The following is a 19734-nucleotide window of genomic DNA, read 5'->3' on the forward strand; positions in this document are numbered from 1 at the left end:
TTGAAATGAAAGCAGTTATTCAATCCAAAGAATCTACACGTGAAGAAGTTTATCACCGAAGAAAATGCACATAATTTAGCCATTGTTTAAGGAGAGAATATTGTTTTTGTTGATATTTTTAATGGTTGCCCTTTCACATGAGGAAAATGTTAAAGGGATGTTATCTTGTATGTAGATGCATACCTGTTATGATATTATAACACAACTCTTTTTAGTAATATGCTCTATTCTTAAACTAAAGAGTGTAATGAAAAGTTTGAGTAGAGGATATGAATATTCTACGTTTTTATAGTAATTGGCGCCGTTATCGTCGGACCGTTAATGCATTAAGTCGTCTTTCAGCATATGAACTCAGCGATCTTGGAATTTGTCGAGGTGATATTGATTCGATTGCACGACGTTATTCGCGTAAATCTTTATGAAAATTTTTTGAGATATTTGAGAGAATGCTTTGCTATGAGAAAACGTGTATTTTGTGGTTTGTTATTACGCCTTCATTTTCAGTATAATAACGAAGAGCAGAAGAGTTTTTTCTTGGGCGTTGCTGCGTGTTGTTTTTCAAATTCTCAGTACTTCTGTGATATACAACATTTGATTTATTATTTGATTTATAATGACAATTTAGCGTTAATGTTGAATTAGAACCCCGAATACCGTAGAATTCTCTCACTTAAAATTTATGTATGTTGTATCAACCAAAACATTCGCTTGCACGTTACAAGCGGGGAGTCCTGTGTGGATAAAAACTATTAAGAAAAGGCTAAAAATGCTTCTTATGAACCATCTCTAGTGCCAAGAGCTGTTAGATTGGACACTGATGAGATAATAGTGCGATGGTGCCGAATTGCTCCTTCATAAGCGTAAAGGGGTTTTTCTTTAAAATAAGTTCATGAATATGCAATACAACAGCGCTCTTTTTTCGTGAGAAGCGTGCCCCTATTAATGCAACTCTCTCAGAAATAAATATTGATCCCAACAGTACTCTTAAGAACTTATCGAAGATAAGCAACAGCTTAATTTTCTCTCCATATCTTTAAAGAATGAAGATCTTTAACTGGTACGCATCTGTCAACAATGGTTTGTCAAAAAACCTTTTTTTTGGAGCCAATCCCTCTTAGCATCACCTCATGAGATTCTATGAGCAAACCTGCCTAAAAACATCCAACCTATACTCTAACACAATGCTTCATGTATAAAATTTATATGATCTTCAAATTTTAAGAATATTACCACAATAAACGATAATGTTTTGCGACACGTAAGATAAAACGCAATATACTATGGGTTAGAACAATGTTATGATTTTTTATCAAACGCTTCACGGATAAAACGCCAACGAACTTTTTCCTGAAATGCAGGGCGAAAATATAAAACAATCTGTTGTGTCCGTTGTGGACCTGTTGATTCTGCAAAATCAATAGAATCTTCAAGACAAATATCTGCGTCAGGCGATATAAAATACCATACTTGTTCGCTCTTCGCGTTCTCGTTTTTTACGGCTAAACACACACGTTCGCCATCATAATTAACTTCAACTTGTGGATGAAGATGAAACCGAACAGCAACATTATTCTGTTCATTTTGCACACTCTTGTGTCTCTTTCCCCCTTTATTTGGCATAAAAAAGCGATCAAAACCCTCAATCATATCTCCATTTGTCGCCAAAATAAGACCACGCTCATGAATAAGATTAAAGGGTCGCACATAACCATTATGACTCGCAATAAAACCCGTCTTCTCTGAATCCTCTATACGGCGCACTTGAACATCTGTTGGTCCATCAAACAAAAATGGCGCGCCATTTTTCCTTTTCTGATAAAAAGCACCTACTGAACAATCATTAAGCGTAGCTGTTGAATGCGCTGCAGTAACACGTCCTAAATGTCGATAATCTTCCCGCCCATCCGGATTAACACCGGTATTGATAATAAAACGGTGCCCTTGTGAAGACATTTCAAAAGACAAACACCCCGAACAAGCCTGCTGTGCTACAAAGCGGGGTGGAAACTTTCCTGTATCTGCAAGCACTGTTGTTTGATTGGCTTTTAAGCGCTGAAATCCTGAATAACGGGCATAACTAAAAGGATGCCCTCCTGTTTCATCAAGCTCCAAAAGTGATGATAACCGTTCCGACACAAGAGGCCCAACCCCATTAAAATGGGCCAACGTTTGATCCTCATGGATAAAGAATCGTAAAGCTGGCAACATACGCTCAACAGAATCAATCAAAATACGGGGTGCTGTTTCATTGCTACGCATAAAAAGATGCCGTAACGATAATAAATCTGATAACAAATTCAGCAAAATAACAGGACTACGGGAAATATGCCCACCATCAACTAGAATTTGACGTGAAAGCTCCTCTATAAGTGTGGTTTGTGTCTTTTTTTTCACTGCCTCAGAAACAGGCAAAGCAAGAGATGCGAACGTCAAAGCCACTGCTGCTTGTAAACGTTGATCATTGTGCTCCATACTGCAAATTGTTACGCGCAAATAACGAAATTGCAAACCAAGTGCACGTAAAAAGCGTTTTTCAAACCGCTCACTTGCCCCTTCTAACAACATTTTCGAATGACAAATCCATGAAATCAAGCGCCGCGCCACAACAGGACCACTCCAAGCAAGTCCTTTTACCTTCTTGCCAGCATGGTCAAACCAATCTTCTAAAAGAGAGCGTGCATGTGCAGAAGCTAAATCACTTCCTGCTGCCTCCATATGGCGCAACCAATGAAAATCATGTAGAGCCGCTTCCCATTCTAGCGTTGGTGAAACCAATGAAAACGGCGAAACAGCACCAGAATGAACAATGTGACCAGCAAAAGCAAAACGACCATGATAAAATTCATGCGCCATCATAGGGTCTGCTACATGCAAATCCATGGGATGCGCTAAAATTTTATGAGGACGAAACCCTGAAAATCGCCAACGAAACAATGGTCCAACCCATAAACGCCGCATAACATTCTGTATCGTATCGATACAGGCCGCCACTTTTACCTGAGGAGCTTTTACCGCAACCGCCAAAATTTCATCTCCATTTATGCTGAATCAAATACAATTTCGACCATTTTCGTAAATGAAGCGTTAATTAAGCAATTTTTCGTAAGCGCGCAGCGAAAAAACCATCCATTCCTAAAAATGCGGTGTTCTCAGCATCAAAATTTTTATGACAAAAATCCGCAGGCGTTGTACGTAACATCCCCCCACAAAGCAAATGTGCCAGCGCTCCCATTTCCTCTGGATAAATAGGTTCTAAAACGATGTCATTGCGTGTCGATAAAATTTTCTCAATAAGATCTTCACCTTCTTCTCTTGCCAATGAACAATTGGAAAAAACAATCCGTCCCCCCACCTTCACCAAAGAAATTGCCCCGACAAGCAAATCATGTTGAAACGCCGCTAACTTGACGATATCATCTCTCGATTTCGTCCATAAAATATCTGGATGACGACGGATCGTTCCAGTAGAAGAACAAGGAGCGTCAAGAAGAACCGCATCAAAAAGCTGTGGGGGATGGAAATTCCTCACATCGCCTTGCCAAATGTTGACTGAAAAATGAAGCCGTTCCATATTTTCTTTTAAACGCTTTACGCGGTTAGCAGAAAGCTCAATTGCTGTTACCTCTGCCCCTTGTAAAGCCAATTGTGCTGTTTTCCCCCCAGGGCTCGCACAAAGGTCAGCAACTCGTTTACCCCGAAGTTCTCCTAGTAAACAAGCAGGCAACGCTGCAGCAAAATCTTGAACCCACCAAGTTCCTTCACTATAGCCTGGTAAATCAGAAACAGAACACTCTAGACGATTCAATCGAACAGAACCATTGGGCAACACCACACCGCCAAGCCTTTTAGCCCATCCAACACTGTCAGATTTCACTGTTAAATCGAATGGGGGTTCCACACTTTGAATTGCTATAATCTGATGCGCCTTTTCTGTTCCATAAGCTGACATTAAAAGCTGTCCAAACCACGCTGGCACACCTTCAATGGTAGGAACTTGTTGGCATAAGGGCATCGCCTCACGTGCAATATTGCGCAAAAGAGCATTCACCACCCCTGAAAAACGACGCATTCGAGGGTCAAGTTTCGCCACACGCACAGCTAAATCAATAGCCGCATGATCGGGAATATCAAGATAAAGAATTTGTGCAACACTGATATGCAAAAGATGCTGGAGTGAAAGTGCTTGTGAAGGCAAAGGACGCGCCAAAAGGCGTGAGAGAGCTGCCGTAATCTGCCCTCGATGACGCAATGAAGCTGTTAAAATAGCCCGACATAACAAACGATCTCGTTGTGAAAGCTTTAAATATTGTGGATGTCCGTGTTCATTATCCGTCAAACCAGACAGAGGCGTGTACTTATCAACTACCGCCCCCAAAAGACGCACACACACCTGTCGAACAGCTAATCCTGGAACATTTTTTTCAGACACATGCCCCGCTTTTTTGTGTTTCAAAACACCACCTTTATATCACTGTTTCCTTTAAAACCCCCTCAATAACTCTATCAACGAGATCTTTTTGAATTTTCATAACGAAGCCAAGAAGGACGTTTTGTAACACGCTGAAAAGAATTGTTTTCTTGCTCACCTAATGCATGAGCCTGACCACTATGAAAATCTCCATAGTTCATCCCGCTGCTTTTTTCATGCATAGTGTCTTCTTTATTCCATCCCACACTTTTGGCAAGAGCCCCTTTCATCTCTTCTGCTTGCTGATAAAGAGCAGCAATACGATTTGCAGTTGCTGGATGTGTAGAAAAAAGACTATCCGCTCCCTCACCGCTCAAAGGATTAATAATAAACAGATGCGCAGTTGCTGGATTATGCTCTGCTTCTTCATTATATACCCCACGTCCCCCATCAGCAATCTTACGCAATGCCGAAGCCAACCATAAAGGATTGCCACATATTTCAGCCCCTCTCCGATCCGCAGCATATTCACGCGTACGACTAATCGCCATTTGCACCAACATCGCTGCAAAAGGTGCCACGAGCAATGCAATAAATCCTCCAATTGCCCCAGCGCCATGAGAATCTTCTGAAGAGTTGCGCTGCCCTCCCATAAAGAAAGCAAAATTACCAAGCATTGAAATTGCCCCTGCAATCGTTGCGGTTAAAGTCATTGTTAAGGTATCACGATGCTCAATATGTGCGAGCTCATGCGCCATAACGCCGGCAATTTCCTCAGCGCTTAACCGCTCTAACAACCCAGTACTTGCAGCAACAGCAGCATTTTGCGGATTACGTCCCGTCGCAAAAGCATTTGGCTGCGCATTCTCAATAACATAAACCTTTGGTTGAGGAAGAGAAGCCCTTTGCGCTAAATCGCTTACAATCTTATAATAAACTGGTGCTGAATGCTGATCAACTTCACGCGCCCCGTACATGCGTAAAACAATTTTATCCGAATTCCAATAAGAAAAAAAGTTTAAACCACTTGCCATCAAAAGAGCAATGACCATGCCACCGCCCCCTCCAACAAGATAACCAACTCCCATAAAGAGAGCAGTTAAAAAAGCCAAAAGCATGGCTGTACGCATTATATTCATTACTCAAAAAACTCCATGATAAAAGTCAATCAATATTATATGATGGTGTTTTCTTTCTGCTTCTTCAATGGAATAGGTGTAAAATGAATAAAAAAGATGGAAAAACAAGCAAAAAAAATGCAACTGTCGTTAAACAGCAATCTCTTTCTCCCGCAGCACAACGCGCCCTTAAAGAAGCTGAAGAACGGCGAAAAAGCGCAGCAAAAAAAGAACAACCTTTAGAAAACGGCGGACGTGGCGGCAAAGACCCTTCCCGCTATGGAGACTGGGAAATTAAAGGCCGCGCTATTGACTTTTAAAACCATTGATTTTTAAAAAACCAACGCTGTTTAAACAAGCAGCTTTTTAAAGAAAATCCGTTTTTGATAGACAAAAACGGATAATATTTATTTTTCTAAAGCTTTTAAAAACACGTTGATTAAACAATCATGCTTCTTATGCTGAAGCAGATTCTGCTTCAACCGCTGCTGCTGCTTCTTCTTCCGCTTGCTTTGCTGCTGCTATACGTTCTTGTGCCTTTTTACCCGGTTCACCTTTATGTGGATTATTACGAGTTGGACGCTTTTTCAAGCCAGCTGCATCTAAAAACCGTAAAACGCGATCTGTTGGTTGAGCCCCTTGCCCAAGCCAATATTGAATACGTTCTTCATTAAGTTTCACCCTCGGTCCATCTTTAGGCAACATTGGATCCCATGCACCAACACGTTCAAGAAACCGCCCATCGCGCGGACTACGAACATCTGCAACGACGATATGATAGTAAGGACGTTTTTTTGAACCTCCACGGGACAAACGAATTTTCAATGCCATATTTTATCTCCTATTGTCAGCTCTGGCTTTCGTTTAAATTGACTTTTTTTGTTTTTTGCTCTTCAGAAATAACTTCATGATGACTCACAACTTCTTTAATAATAAATTTTAAAAATCTTTCAGCAAAGTCAGGATCAAGATCACTATCTATAGCCAATTGCCGCAAACGCGCTACCTGATATTGCTCACGCAGAGGATCTACTTTAGGCAAATCATAACGCGCTTTTAAACGCCCAACAGCTTTCGTACAACGAAAACGCTCTGCTAAGATATGAATCAAGGTTGCATCAAAATTATCAATAGATGCTCGTAAATGTGCCAATTCGTTTAATACTGTTTCCTGCATTATATTCCTTTCCCTCTTTACATCTTTACATCTTATCTTTTCTTAGGATGCTGAGGAAATTTTCCCCCATCGGCAATGCCATTAGAAAGACCAGGAAACGTAGGTCCACGCTTGGGAAGTCCGGGCAAGAGCTTCCCTCCATTACCATTTTCAATTTGCTTTTGAAGCGTTGAGAATTGCTTGGGATCCAATCCCGACAAATCCGGCATAGCTGGAGAATCCCCTCCCAAGTTTCCCATACCACCAAAACCCATTTTGGAACCAAGTCCTCCCAACATTTTTCCCATCAAACCACTTTTTCCTTTACCACCCATGGCTTTCATCATATCAGCCATTTGGCGATACATCTTCAAAAGTTTATTAATATCAGCTGCCGTTGTACCAGATCCCTTAGCAATTCTCTGTTTGCGGCTATGTTTTAAAAGCTCTGGATTCGCCCGCTCTTTCGGTGTCATAGATGAAATAATGGCCAATTGACGATCAAACAAACGATCATCAAACCCCGCAGCCGCAATCTGCTCTTTGACCTTCCCCATTCCTGGCAACATGCCCATAATACCGCCCATTCCACCCAGTTTTTTCATTTTCTGCAACTGTTCTGCAAGATCATTCAGATCAAATTTTCCGGCTTGCATTTTTTTTGCAAAAGCAGCAGCTTTCTCATGATCCATTGTTTCAGCAGCTTTTTCAACCAAAGAAACAATATCCCCCATTCCGAGAATACGATCAGCAATACGACTGGGATGAAATTCTTCTAAAGCATCTATTTTTTCACCAGTTCCAATTGCTTTAATTGGTTTACCTGTAACAGCACGCATAGAAAGAGCAGCACCACCACGCCCATCACTATCCATCCGTGTTAAAATAATCCCTGTAATCCCTACACGCTCATCAAAAGAACGAGCAAGATGAACGGCATCTTGCCCCGTCAAACTATCAGCTACCAACATAATCTCATGAGGAAGGGAACATGCTTTAATTTCAGCCAATTCAAGCATCAAAGATTCGTCAATATGATTACGTCCTGCTGTGTCAAGAAGAAGCACGTCATAACCACCCAATTTAGCAGCCTGCACGGCACGCGATGCAATATCAACAGGCAGCTGTCCCGCAATAATAGGCAAGCTTGCAAGTTTTTCCTGCTCTCCCAATTGGCGCAATTGCTCCTGTGCAGCGGGACGGCGTGTATCTAATGATGCCATGAGAACTTTTTTATTATGCTTATCAGTAAACCGTTTTGCAAGCTTTGCTGTTGTGGTTGTTTTTCCGGAACCTTGCAAACCAATCATCATGATAACAACTGGAGCTGGTGCATTTAAATCACTCAGAACGCTTTCATTTCCAAGAATATGAACCAATTCATCATGAACAATTTTAACCACCATCTGGCCTGGTTTAATTGATTTAACGATTTCGGCCCCAACCGCTTTTTCCCGAACCCTATCGGTAAAAGAGCGTACAACATCAAGAGCAACATCAGCTTCCAATAAAGCGCGACGAATTTCACGCAGCGCCTCTACAACATCCTGATCCGATAAAGCGCCACGTCCCGTCAAATGAGACAGAATAGAACCGAGTCGCTCTTGCAAGGATTCAAACATCATTTACCTCATTGTTGCATAACAAACAAACCAAAATAGCATCCGAGAACGCATCGCGCCGTCGGATGTTGACCTCTGAGATCTCTTTATACCCTTAAACTGGGGTCTCAGTCGGTGGCTCCAAGTTAATTTTGTCACTGAAAGCTTGCTCCTTCAAACAATAAAACCCCAGCTTTGTCAAGTTTTATCATAAAATGTCTTTTTATACGAAGAAATAAAAACAGCAAATACTATACTTAAAAACTTTCAACTTCAACACGCATAAAACAACCTGTTTCCTGTTCCATACTCCATAATTTTCCGCTAGAGATATCAAACCAAACCCCATGCAATGTCAAAAAACCTTGATCTTTGCGAAGCTTTATCCATGGAAACGTCTCTAAATTTCTCAACGAATGACGAATAGAAAGCTGCTCTAATGCCGTCTGTTTTTCTGGCCACGACAGCGACTTATTATTCAAAACGATTTCTGCTGCTGGTGCTAAGAGACTTATCCATTGACCAATAAAATCATTTGATGATAAAGATTTATATGTCTCCTTAAGAGCAGTATGAACGCCTCCACAATGGGCATGACCAAAAACGACAATATGTTTCACCTTAAGCAATTGCACAGCATATTCAAGAGCTGCTGATGTTGCATGATATTGGTCATCAGGAGAAAAAGGAGGAACCACATTTGCCACGTTGCGCAGGGTGAAAATTTCTCCTGGCTTAGCATCAAAAATCATTTCTGGTACTGCACGCGAATCACAACAAGCAATGACCAAAACTTCAGGTTTCTGTCCCTCAATCGCCAATTGCTGATAATGTGCTATTTTATATAAAAAATGATTGTTTATAAAGTTTTGGTAACCACTCAAAAGTCTTTCTGGTAAATGCGCCATTCTCTCTTTACTTTTGCTTCTTTTTTTACTTTCATTTTGTATATTTTAAAAAACAAACTATTAACATACAAAAATACTAAAAACGCCCTTCCCTTGAAGCAAAATATTTTTTTAAAGTACAAAATATTACTAAAAAATAGCAAAAACAAACTCATTCTTTCCAAATAAAGAGCTATTTTCTTCAGAAAGAAGGTGTTACAGTATATAAAAAATATAATGGTCTGCTTTTAAAAAGAGAAGAAAAGACCCCTTAAGAGCAAAAAGGGAGAGTGAACGTGTTGCAACAGAAAAAAACAGAAACAAAAAACACCCAAGATAAAATAGAACAAATCCTTTTTGCCCAAACCGATAAAGAAGATATTACTTATTATGAAAATGAAGAACTTCAAAAAGCTACAGCCATCGCGGTAAAAGCTTTTAATCTCCATCAGACGGGAAAAAATACCATCTGCTTTGAGCAAAATTTAACCCGTAGTAACAGACCTATAACCGTTATCACGCTTGTCAATGATAACAAACCCTTCCTTCTCGATTCTATTTTAAATGTTTTTAATCAACACAAAAACCATATCTATTTGATTGCACACCCCATTATTGATTGTGCTTCTGGAAAACGCATCAGTCTGATGCAAATTCACATCGAGTCATTAAACAAACAGCAAATACAAAAACTTGAAAATGAACTCACCTTAGTTCTTGAACAGGTTAATGCTGCTGTACAAGACTGGAAACCTATGCTTGAAGAAGTTGAAAAGCAGATTCATGCCTACCAAATAAGCCTTCCCCCACACTACAAACAAGAAGGCGAAAAAGCTATTGAATTTCTTCACTGGCTAATGGACGATAATTTCATTTTCCTTGGTATGCGCACTTACAACTTCATCAAAGACCAAAAACCCCTAAAATCCTTTACAGCGAGTAATATTGAACTTGGTATACTCACGGATGCTTCTATTCATATTGTTGACGATGAAAGTATGAAAGAACCTCCTCAAGAAGTTTTATCCTTCATGGAAAGTGATAATCTGTTTATCGTGACAAAAGCTAACAGCCGCTCCAAAATTCACCGTTCTGTTTGGCTCGATTATATTGGTCTTAAAATCTTTGATAAAGAAAACCAACTCTGTGGAGAATTACGCATCGTAGGGCTTTTTACCTCCTCAGCTTATACACGTTCTATTTTGCAAATTCCTTTCTTAAAAGAAAAAGCCCGAACTATTATTCAACGTCTTGGACACAATCACGCCGATTATTCAGGAAAAGCACTCATCAGTGCTTTAGAAACCTATCCAAGAGATGAAATGTTTCGCTCTGATGTCGATACATTGACAGAAAACACTAAACTTATTCTACAATTAGATGAGCGCCCACGTTTACGGGTTCTTGCCCACACTGATTCTTTTGGGCGCTTTGTTTCTATCCTTGTCTACGTACCGCGTGACCAATATAGCAGCAACCTGCGTGAAAAAGTTGGCGAACATTTTGTTGAGCTTTATAAAGGCGACTTTTTTGAATCTTATCCGCTATTTTTGGAAAGCCCCCTTATACGTGTCTATTATATCATCCATCGCAAAGGAAATGAAACTGTTCCCCTTCACGAACGCTCCACACTTGAACAACATGTACGTTCGATTGCACGAAGTTGGGAAGACAGAGTTCAAGCCATCGCTCTGACCCAGAAAATAACAGAGCCACAAACACGTCTAGCCAGCGAATTCCCCAACAGCTATCGTGATTTATTTTCAGCCGAAGACGCTATTAATGATGCTGGACATATTTTAAACCTTCATGATGAGAAGCCCCTTTTCGTGAACTTTTATCACGCACAAAACAAAGAAAAATGTACCATTTCTCTTCGGCTTTTTCACCGCCATGAAGCTCTTGCTCTTTCTAAACGTGTACCACTCCTTGAAAATATGGGGTTTCGCGTTATTGCTGAACAAACCCTTGAATTACCAGATGGCTATGGACACTCTGTGTACCTTCATGATATGCAGCTGGAAAGCACTTTCCAGCTCTGTATCGATTTTGGAAAAAACGGGCAAAAACACGCCGAAACCTTTGAGGCCATTTGGGCAAAAAATGCTGATAATGACGGCTTTAACGCTCTCACCCAAACAGCTGAGCTTGATTGGCATGAAATTGTTATTTTGCGCCATTATGGGCGCTATCTCCAACAAGCTGGAATTCCTTATTCGCAAGATCGCGTTGCTCAAACTTTAAATGCTTATCCTGACATTACCCAAGATCTTTATGCTTTATTTCATTTAAAATTTCACCAAAGCCATACAGAAAAAGAACGGGGAAAAAACCAACAAGTCATTCAAAAGCGCATTGAAGAAAAATTACGGAAAGTCTCTGGTTTAGATGATGATCTGATTTTACGCCGTTATTGTAACCTTATCGATGCGAGTTTACGAACGAATGCCTTTACGCCTCTTGACGATGGAAGTCCACGGCGTATTTTAGCCACCAAATTAAATCCGCGCCAAATTGAAGGTTTGCCTGAACCACGCCCTTATCGAGAAATTTTTGTTTATGGACCAGAAGTTGAAGGGGTTCATTTGCGTTTTGGACCTATCGCTCGTGGCGGAATTCGTTGGTCTGACCGTGCATTAGATTATCGCACCGAAGTGCTTAGCTTAGTCAAAGCCCAACAAGTTAAAAATGCGGTTATCGTTCCTGCAGGTGCAAAAGGTGGATTCTATCCCCATAGGCTTCCCCAAACAAATGACCGTGCTGTCATCATAGAAGCAGCACGACAAGCTTATACAGACTTTATCACAGCTTTGCTCTCCATCACAGACAATCTGATTAACGGCAAAATAAGTTCTCCCCACAATGTCATCTGTCATGATGACCCTGACCCCTATTTTGTTGTCGCGGCAGACAAAGGAACAGCAACTTTTTCTGATACAGCCAACGCCATCAGCCAAGCAAACCACTTTTGGCTCGATGATGCTTTTGCCTCTGGAGGCTCAGCAGGTTACGACCACAAAGACATTGGTATTACAGCTAAAGGTGCATGGGAAGCCGTCAAAAGACATTTTAGAGAGTCATTTAATCACGATATTCAAACAACGCCCTTCACCTGTGTCGGTGTTGGCGATATGTCTGGTGATGTCTTTGGCAATGGAATGCTGCTTTCCAAACAAACAAAATTGATTGCCGCTTTTGATCACCGCGATATCTTTATTGATCCAGATCCAAGCATAGACGAAAGCTATGCAGAACGTATGCGCCTTTTTAAACTTCCTCGCTCCAGCTGGCAAGATTACGATCAAAGCAAATTATCAAAGGGCGGTGGTATCTTCTCACGAAAAGAAAAAACCATTACTCTCTCACCTGAAGCAGCACAAGCCATTGGTTTCGAAAAACAAACAGGAACACCCTTTGAAATTATCTCTGCTCTTCTCAAAGCCCCTGTTGATCTTTTATGGTTCGGTGGTATTGGTACTTATATCCGTGCTGCAACAGAAAATGATGCCCAAGTAGGTGATCGTGCAAATGATGCAATACGCATTACCGGAGAGCAAGTGCGTGCAAAAATTATTGGCGAAGGGGCTAATCTTGGTGTTACACAACGTGGGCGGATTGAATATGTCTTAAATGGTGGTCGATGCAATACAGATGCCATTGACAATTCTGCTGGTGTGAATTGTTCTGATATTGAGGTCAATCTCAAAATTGTTCTTGCATCAGCACTACGTGCCAAAACGTTAACCCGCGAAGAACGCAATAAGCTCTTGAAAAAAATGACACCTCAAGTCGAGCAACTCGTCTTGCGCAACAATTATCTACAACCCCTTGCTCTTTCTTTGGCAGAAAACCAAAGCACTACTGATTTGCCCTATCAAATACGCTTTATGCACGATTTGGAACAAAAAAAGCTTCTAGATCGCAGAGTTGAAATACTCCCTGATGAGCAAATTTTACGACAAAGAGCAACCCAAGGCAAAGGTCTTCTCCGTCCAGAACTCGCCGTTATTTTTGCCTATGCTAAATTGACCTTAAAAGAAGAAATTGCTCATAGCCCCATTGTTGATGATCACTATTTCAATACAGCCTTGCTGAACTATTTTCCAACCCAAATTCAAGAAAATTTTAAGAAGGAAGTTATTAACCATCAATTGCGTCGTAATATTATCGCAACGCTGATTGCCAACGATATTGTAAATCGTGGAGGCCCTACTTTTGTTAATAGACTACACGATGCAACAGAACAAAAGACTGAAAATATTATTCGCGTTTTCATTGCCATCCGCGATGGTTTCGAAATTCCTCAATTGTCTGAGCAAATTGATAAGCTTGATAATAAAATACCCGGTCTTGTCCAAAATAAATTCTACGCAGCAATGACCCCAATGCTCTTTGAAACAACCAATTGGGGTTTGCACAACATAGATCTCTCACGTCCATTAGAAGAAATTGTAAAAACAATAAAGCAAGCCCGTAGCGTTATTGAAAAAGAGCTTATGCATTCTCACAACAACGATATTAAGCAAAAGATTGAAGAAAAAGCATTACACTACAGCGAAGAGGGAGCACCAAAAGCATTAGCGAAACAATTAGCTCTCCTGGAAGCTGCTTCAACAATCTGTGATATTTCTTTAATTGCAAAAAAAAGCAACAGTGATCTTATTAAAACCGCAGAGATCTACTTTTCACTTGCGCAAATCATTCGTATAAACCGCATTAACGAAGCAAGTCGTATAATCCCTGTAGTAGATTATTATGATAGTATGGCTTTAAGCCAAGCCAAAGAAAATGTTTCTGAAAGCTTTCGGCAAATCGTTATGAAAATTCTCAAAAATTATGGAAAGAAAAAAGATCCTTTTGACACTTGGAAAAAAACAGAAGAAGATCATATTCACAACATTACAAACCGCATTAGCGCCCTTATTGAAAATGATCTCAATATTTCTCGTTTTACTTTTGCAGCAGGATTGATTTCTCAACTTCAAAATATTGGCTTTCAAACCTAAAGCAAATACAAAACGGCCCACTCAATCTCCTGTTCTATCCCACCACCACAACAAACCAACAAAAATAGAGAGCGGAAGTTTGCATTTTTAGGCAAGGCTCCAATAATAAAAATCTCGCTATTTATCACAATAGAATTGTTTGCAATAATTTCAAAAAAACAACAGGATTGATTTCTCACCCTAAAAACATCAACTCTCAGACTTAAAAGCAGTACAAAATAGCTAAGCTTTTTCCCTGTTCTATCCATCCATGTCTAATCAGTAAGGGAAAAACGGAGACGCTATCCCGCATTTTTAGACAGAGCACTTAAAATAAAAAATAAATTCAAATTTTACTGTCAAATATTCTTCAACACAAAAATATAATATATTGATTTACAATCATAATTTTATCATTTTTATGTTGAAGGAGAAGCTGATATTCTAAGTTTGCCTCATTTCCAATCCGTTTATATTCAATCAATTAAACGCATTACCCCTTGCATGTTGCAAATGGGAAAGCTGTATAAATAAAAAACATTAAATAAAGAACTAAAAATGCCCCTCATAAACCGCCTCAAATGCCAAAAGCCGTAGAAACACTGGGGGTAGAAAATATAAATATGATGTGTCCCCCCTTAAGCTTCTTATTCCATAAGCGAAAAGAGGGTAGCACTTAATGGTTTTATCATTATACCATTCATAGGCAACATCGTGAAATAGAAAGTACTGAGAAATATTTTTTAACAAATGTGTAAATATGCAATACACATATATTCTGTTTTACGTGGAAGACATCTGGCTTCATTAAAAAACATCAGAAACAAAAGGATATGCTTAATCCATTATTTAAAAGATATGACTGTAACTGCTTTTGAAATGTGTAAAATCAAATAAAAAATGACAGTGAAGATGGACGTTTATTTTCTCCCTTTACAACTTCATATTCTCATCCAACTAGGCTGTTTACCTATTTCAAAGGTCACCCTAAACAGATATATGCAAGATGCTCATTCCATACATAAAGAAAAAAGCTCCTAACACAGTACCACACCACCTGTATAAAAAGGCAATTCAGCATGCTTTACAATGCCACTTTTTGCACACAAACATTGTTTCTATATGTAGTTTGACATAAGACTTTATAGTTAAGTGAAAAAGAGGTTGGACTAGTTAGGAGTAGGTAATAATTTTTTATTTTTATAGCTATTTTTTTACCATTAAATACGTGTTTTGTTAAAATAGATTTTGACACTCTAAAATTGCAAAAAAGTGTAAAAATCAGAAAAGATCGAAATTTGGTGGTAAAAATGAAAAAAGGCTTTGGTACAACACCTAAAGCGGAGAAAGACGACCAAGTTTTAAAAAACCTAATTTTACCCACCCATTGTTAATGAGCAAGGGAAGAACAGGAGCGCCATCGGCATTTTTAGGCAGTGTACCCAAAATAAAAAATAACGCTTGAAGATTATTGGCCTGCTCGGGAAATAAGCGCTGCAGAGTGTCAAGAAGCTTCATAGGCTGAATAAGAACAAGTTCAAATTTTGCTGTCAAATATCCTTCTTCATCAAAAGAAAAAGGCCCATTCATACGTAACCCACCACCTGTATGAAAAGTCAATTCACTTTGCTTTAAAAGTCCACTTTTTCCATGCAGTCGCTGTTGCCAATTTTTTCCTTCATCTTCAGACAGAAAAGAGATGTCATTTAAAATCACTTTCAAATTGCCATCAATTTTGGGGACATCAACAAAAGAAGATATAAAAATTCGAGAAATATCAAAACCGTCAAAAGTTATATTTCCCGATAAATCATTCTTTTCATGTTTAAGATCAAGTCGAAAAAATTCTGCCGTTATTTTTTGGGTAGCTTCTTTTGGCTCTAATGGCTGAATAGTCACGTTATGCGTATTTTGCAAAGATGCCTGATCTTCTATATTTTCTTGTGTCGTTTTTTTATCTGTTGTTTGCACTCCTAATGCTTCTTGAGGCTTTTGATCTTCAAGGGAAGAGGAAAGAGGTGAAATTTCAAGCCCCTCAGCTATAAACTTCAATGTTTTACCTGTTTTCCAATAAGGTTCCGTTTCAATCACCAAATTGCGCCAACGCGATACTATGGAAGTTTTTCCAGAAAAAACAATTAATGCAGGAGAATGAACATTAAACTCTATCAAATGAGGTGCATAAATTGGTGCACCAGCTGTCAAACGCCCCGTCGATAAAGAAACCCCATGTAAAGGCCAAGAAAATTGAAACTTGTCACAAACAACACCGACACGTAAAGGATAACCATCCTTGTGCACATTCTCACATACCGCCGCCATATTATGGGAAGATACTTTTGTGAATATATCAGAAACATAGTTTTCTATTTTACGTGAAAAAAAAACCAGAGTGTGCTATAAATAAATATCAGAGCAAGACAAAAGAGCCCACAAATTAAATAACCCAAAGAAAAACTTTTTTGTGATGACGATATTTGAGAGAATTTAGACAACATCAAAACTTTCTTTATCTCTTAACTTCCTCCCCGCCCTAAAAAGGACAAAGATTCTTAACCACGGTCAGTTGATAAACAATCCAACTTCTTAATCGATCGGATCCTATCTGCTAACCACTTCACGGAGTCCCTATACATCATTCTAAAGTACAGCATCTCATACGCCCACCCAGCAAGATCTTTTTAAGAAAACCCATTACATCCTTTAACAAAAAACACCTCATGTGTAAAGTTTTATATAGATTTTCTGCCTTAAACCACACTGTTTCACAGCATAACAAAAATGATAATGAATAGTGTTTCTTAACGATAAAGCCATTGAGCACCCCCCATCATTACGCTTATGGAGGAGAGCAAGCTAGCACCATCATTATATTGGGCCTAGCCCCCCTATGTTGCGACAGCCCTTGGCACTTAAGACAGTTCATAAGAGGCATTTTTAGTCTTTTCTTATACAGTTTTTGCCCACACGCCAGCCCTACTTGTGACATGCAAGCAAGAGGTTTTTATTGAGTCAACATACACAGGTTTGGAATGAAAAAAGCTTACTATATTTGGGATCCTCATTTAATATGCAAAACAGTAAATTATCTATATGAATCAATTCGTTATCAAAAAATCACACAAGTACGGTCGGTGTACAAAAAATCTGGTGTAATGCGCTTTCAAACCATTGGCTCAAAGCTCGATCATAGATTAAACGTCCTTTCAAATGTGCACAAGCAGGTTGAGCACCTTTTTCAGTCAATTTATGTGCCGAACGCATGACCAAACGCCGCATCATAGCACGTGTAAATTCAGCATGAAATTGCAAACCCCACGCATTGTTTCCATAACGAAAAGCTTGTGTAGGATATGTATGCCCTGTTGCCAAAAGCATTGCCTCTTTCGGTAAATCATAAATACCTTCATCATGGAAATGGTAGACCATTTCTGGCCAATTCATCAATTCCTTCCCCTGTGGGGTTGCTTCTAGTGGATACCAGCCCACTTCAACAGTCCCATCACTTCTTGTACCAACGCGCCCCCCTAGATTTCTCGCTAACATTTGTGCTCCAAGACAAATACCCAAAAAAGGCTTATTTTCCTTTAGTGATAACGAAATCCAATCAATTTCCTCACCAATATAGGTTTCGCTGTCATTCACACTCATCGGTCCCCCTAAAATAACAACACCAGCATAATGCTCTAATGTATCAGGGAGTTTTTGTCCAAAAATAGGACGATAAATATCAAGAACAAAACCATTTTGTTGTAAAAATTTTCCCAAACGACCAGTATAGATAGACCGCCGATGAATAACGACAGCAATCCTTGGTTTGTTATTTTTTTGTTTTTTATCAAGACACCTCTGATTTAAAAACATTTTTTAACCAATCACCTTTGCTACCAAGCAAAACTTTATTTTTAAAGCATAAGAGAATAATTTTATTGGACAAGACTAACGATATTTTTTCTTCTAGGTCAATTGTTTCTTCTGAGAAAACATTCGTATTATCACATTGGTGCAATTTAAAATAAACGAAATTTTTTCCTCGACAAAGATGTTTCTTCTTCTGTTTTAACCCCTGGATCATCAACATTTAAGTGAGTTTGACTGAACATTTTTACATCTTGTTCTTTTATATCTTGTTTCTCCACCTGCGCATTATGCAAAAGAGAATCATCTATAGGTGTTAATTTTTCAAGTTTCTTATCTTCAACACCATCACTTTTTCCCATAACATACTCTTTGTCTTGCTTTTTCGGCACAATATTATCCGCCTCTAATGTGAGAGAAGGCATACAGGGAGGCGCCTTCCATTCAAAACCGCCCAAACGTCCACTGATTGGAGAAACCGCTGACCAAGAAGAAAAAATGGACCCATCACACATCCATACTGGATCACGTTCAGCACGAAGTGCTAAAGAAAGCCATTGACGCACAGCACCTTGATTGTTTCCCTGTGCCTCTTCGATATCTGCCAACAATAAATAAACACTTTCTCGTGGATGATACTCTAATGCTTTTTTTGCCTGCTCTCTCGCTAATGCTGTTTCACCAGCATCTAAAGCTGCTTTAGCAATAAGGAAAGCTGATTCAAATGCATCTTTATTATAAGAAGCAAGTGTCTTAGCTCTTTTCAATCGCCCAATGGCTCCTTCTTCTCTTTCGAGATAAAGCGTCCCCAAATCAGGATGAGGATCCTTTTGCCAAGCCGCTATAATCATTTTATCCGCTTTACGCGTTTCATTTAACTTATAAAGAATATCAGCAGCAATAACTATTATTGGAACAAAATCAGGCGCCAATTTATGGGCTTTCAAAATGGCTTCACGTGCTTGTACAGGATGTGTATCAAACAAAGAAAGTGCCTGCCCACTTAATAGTAAAACTTGGATATGCTGCCGCTCTGGAGTCGTGCGAACAGAACGCGGGAGAGCTTTTTGCGCTCTTTCAAAAATAGTAAGTGCCTTATCCCATTTACCCTCAGTACTTAACCGATCAAGCACCGCTTGATGCGCCCATAAAAGTGCTGGCGATAAAGTCAGCGCCTCTTCGGCATATTGTTGCGCCGCCTCATAAGCTTTACTCTTCATCGCTTCACGAAACAAACCATAAAGTCCAACCAGTTTTGTTGGATCTTCCTTTCTCATCTCCTCATAAAGACCGATGGCGCGAACAGAGTTATTTTGTAAAGACAAGGTTTGCGCTTGTAAGAATTTTACCAATGGCTCTTGTTTTCCTGCAAGATATTTAGCAACCCGTGCTTCCATTTTTTGCGCAACCATACTATCACCAGCAAAAGTTGCAAGAATCCCCTTTGAAAGAGCTTCATAACCACGCTTTTGATGGCGTTTATAAAAATAATTGGAAAGAGCACTCGGTATGGAAAAAAAGAAAGACAATAACCACCATAAAAGCATCAGTGTTACAAAAAACAAAATAAGCACACTTAACACTGTAAGCAGCGAAGCAGAAAATCTGAAATGCAAAAATGTGAGAACAAAAATACCATTGTGATTAGCAACCCACGCGAAAGCTAAACCGAGGATACAAACAACAAAGGTATAAATAAAAACACGTATCATCTTGAGCCT

The 19734-nt window shown here is 39.4% G+C and carries 13 protein-coding genes; 3 read left to right on the top strand and 10 right to left on the bottom strand.

The window, feature by feature from the left end; translation table 11 throughout:
• The first annotated feature begins 269 nt into the window (after window positions 1-269).
• Window positions 270-422, top strand: coding sequence for a DUF1127 domain-containing protein (locus tag ACFIK6_RS00135; protein ID WP_375677259.1), 153 nt, complete (start codon window positions 270-272; stop codon window positions 420-422).
• A gap of 874 nt (window positions 423-1296) precedes the next feature.
• On the opposite strand, the gene ACFIK6_RS00140 is transcribed toward ACFIK6_RS00135, so the two are convergent.
• The 3 genes from ACFIK6_RS00140 to htpX all read right to left on the bottom strand — a co-directional run bounded on the left by ACFIK6_RS00140 (window position 1297) and on the right by htpX (window position 5547).
• Window positions 1297-3024 carry a heparinase II/III family protein gene (locus tag ACFIK6_RS00140; RefSeq protein ID WP_375677260.1) on the bottom strand — a complete coding sequence of 576 codons (1728 nt, stop codon included), beginning with the start codon at window positions 3022-3024 and terminating at the stop codon, window positions 1297-1299.
• Window positions 3025-3088: 64 nt separating this feature from the next.
• The gene (locus tag ACFIK6_RS00145; protein WP_375641163.1) at window positions 3089-4453 is read right to left on the bottom strand and encodes an RsmB/NOP family class I SAM-dependent RNA methyltransferase; all 1365 of its coding nucleotides are present in this window, start codon (window positions 4451-4453) and stop codon (window positions 3089-3091) included.
• 50 nt (window positions 4454-4503) lie between these two features.
• A complete protein-coding gene (htpX, locus tag ACFIK6_RS00150) occupies window positions 4504-5547 on the bottom strand; it encodes a zinc metalloprotease HtpX (protein ID WP_375641165.1) in 1044 nt (347 codons plus the stop codon).
• Between the two features lie 83 nt (window positions 5548-5630).
• On the opposite strand from htpX, the gene ACFIK6_RS00155 reads away from it, so the two are divergent.
• Window positions 5631-5846, top strand: coding sequence for a DUF1674 domain-containing protein (locus ACFIK6_RS00155; RefSeq protein ID WP_375641167.1), 216 nt, complete (start codon window positions 5631-5633; stop codon window positions 5844-5846).
• 136 nt (window positions 5847-5982) lie between these two features.
• On the opposite strand, the gene rpsP is transcribed toward ACFIK6_RS00155, so the two are convergent.
• The 4 genes from rpsP to ACFIK6_RS00175 form a co-directional block, all read right to left on the bottom strand.
• The gene (gene rpsP / locus ACFIK6_RS00160) at window positions 5983-6357 is read right to left on the bottom strand and encodes a 30S ribosomal protein S16 (RefSeq protein ID WP_375641169.1); all 375 of its coding nucleotides are present in this window, start codon (window positions 6355-6357) and stop codon (window positions 5983-5985) included.
• A 16-nt stretch (window positions 6358-6373) separates the two neighbouring features.
• The gene (locus ACFIK6_RS00165; RefSeq protein ID WP_375641171.1) at window positions 6374-6703 is read right to left on the bottom strand and encodes a chorismate mutase; all 330 of its coding nucleotides are present in this window, start codon (window positions 6701-6703) and stop codon (window positions 6374-6376) included.
• A gap of 32 nt (window positions 6704-6735) precedes the next feature.
• Complete coding sequence (gene ffh, locus ACFIK6_RS00170) at window positions 6736-8304, bottom strand: signal recognition particle protein (protein ID WP_375656934.1); 1569 nt, start codon at window positions 8302-8304, stop codon at window positions 6736-6738.
• Window positions 8305-8540: 236 nt separating this feature from the next.
• Window positions 8541-9191: a carbonic anhydrase gene (locus ACFIK6_RS00175; RefSeq protein ID WP_375656924.1), complete on the bottom strand. Its 651-nt coding sequence runs from the start codon at window positions 9189-9191 to the stop codon at window positions 8541-8543.
• Window positions 9192-9466: 275 nt separating this feature from the next.
• Here ACFIK6_RS00175 and ACFIK6_RS00180 point away from each other — a divergent pair, with 275 nt between their 5' ends.
• A complete protein-coding gene (locus tag ACFIK6_RS00180) occupies window positions 9467-14176 on the top strand; it encodes an NAD-glutamate dehydrogenase (protein ID WP_375677261.1) in 4710 nt (1569 codons plus the stop codon).
• 1314 nt (window positions 14177-15490) lie between these two features.
• On the opposite strand, the gene ACFIK6_RS00185 is transcribed toward ACFIK6_RS00180, so the two are convergent.
• From ACFIK6_RS00185 to ACFIK6_RS00195, 3 genes are all read right to left on the bottom strand, one after another.
• Window positions 15491-16546, bottom strand: a complete 1056-nt coding sequence (locus ACFIK6_RS00185) for a DUF2125 domain-containing protein (RefSeq protein WP_375641434.1) — start codon at window positions 16544-16546, stop codon at window positions 15491-15493.
• Between the two features lie 726 nt (window positions 16547-17272).
• Window positions 17273-18019: a glutamine amidotransferase gene (locus ACFIK6_RS00190; RefSeq protein ID WP_375641177.1), complete on the bottom strand. Its 747-nt coding sequence runs from the start codon at window positions 18017-18019 to the stop codon at window positions 17273-17275.
• 146 nt (window positions 18020-18165) lie between these two features.
• The gene (locus ACFIK6_RS00195; RefSeq protein ID WP_375641179.1) at window positions 18166-19725 is read right to left on the bottom strand and encodes a heme biosynthesis protein HemY; all 1560 of its coding nucleotides are present in this window, start codon (window positions 19723-19725) and stop codon (window positions 18166-18168) included.
• Between the last annotated feature and the right edge of the window lie 9 nt (window positions 19726-19734).

The sequence above is a fragment of the Bartonella sp. AS69XJJH genome (assembly GCF_042195585.1).
Lineage (GTDB): Bacteria > Pseudomonadota > Alphaproteobacteria > Rhizobiales > Rhizobiaceae > Bartonella.

Bases quoted from the DNA above. Each gene is read 5' to 3' on its own strand.
- ACFIK6_RS00135 (WP_375677259.1), top strand. From the start codon at position 270: ATGAATATTCTACGTTTTTATAGTAATTGGCGCCGTTATCGTCGGACC.
- htpX (WP_375641165.1), bottom strand. From the start codon at position 5,547: ATGAATATAATGCGTACAGCCATGCTTTTGGCTTTTTTAACTGCTCTC.
- ACFIK6_RS00155 (WP_375641167.1), top strand. From the start codon at position 5,631: ATGAATAAAAAAGATGGAAAAACAAGCAAAAAAAATGCAACTGTCGTT.
- rpsP (WP_375641169.1), bottom strand. From the start codon at position 6,357: ATGGCATTGAAAATTCGTTTGTCCCGTGGAGGTTCAAAAAAACGTCCT.
- ACFIK6_RS00165 (WP_375641171.1), bottom strand. From the start codon at position 6,703: ATGCAGGAAACAGTATTAAACGAATTGGCACATTTACGAGCATCTATT.
- ffh (WP_375656934.1), bottom strand. From the start codon at position 8,304: ATGTTTGAATCCTTGCAAGAGCGACTCGGTTCTATTCTGTCTCATTTG.
- ACFIK6_RS00175 (WP_375656924.1), bottom strand. From the start codon at position 9,191: ATGGCGCATTTACCAGAAAGACTTTTGAGTGGTTACCAAAACTTTATA.
- ACFIK6_RS00190 (WP_375641177.1), bottom strand. From the start codon at position 18,019: ATGTTTTTAAATCAGAGGTGTCTTGATAAAAAACAAAAAAATAACAAA.
- ACFIK6_RS00195 (WP_375641179.1), bottom strand. From the start codon at position 19,725: ATGATACGTGTTTTTATTTATACCTTTGTTGTTTGTATCCTCGGTTTA.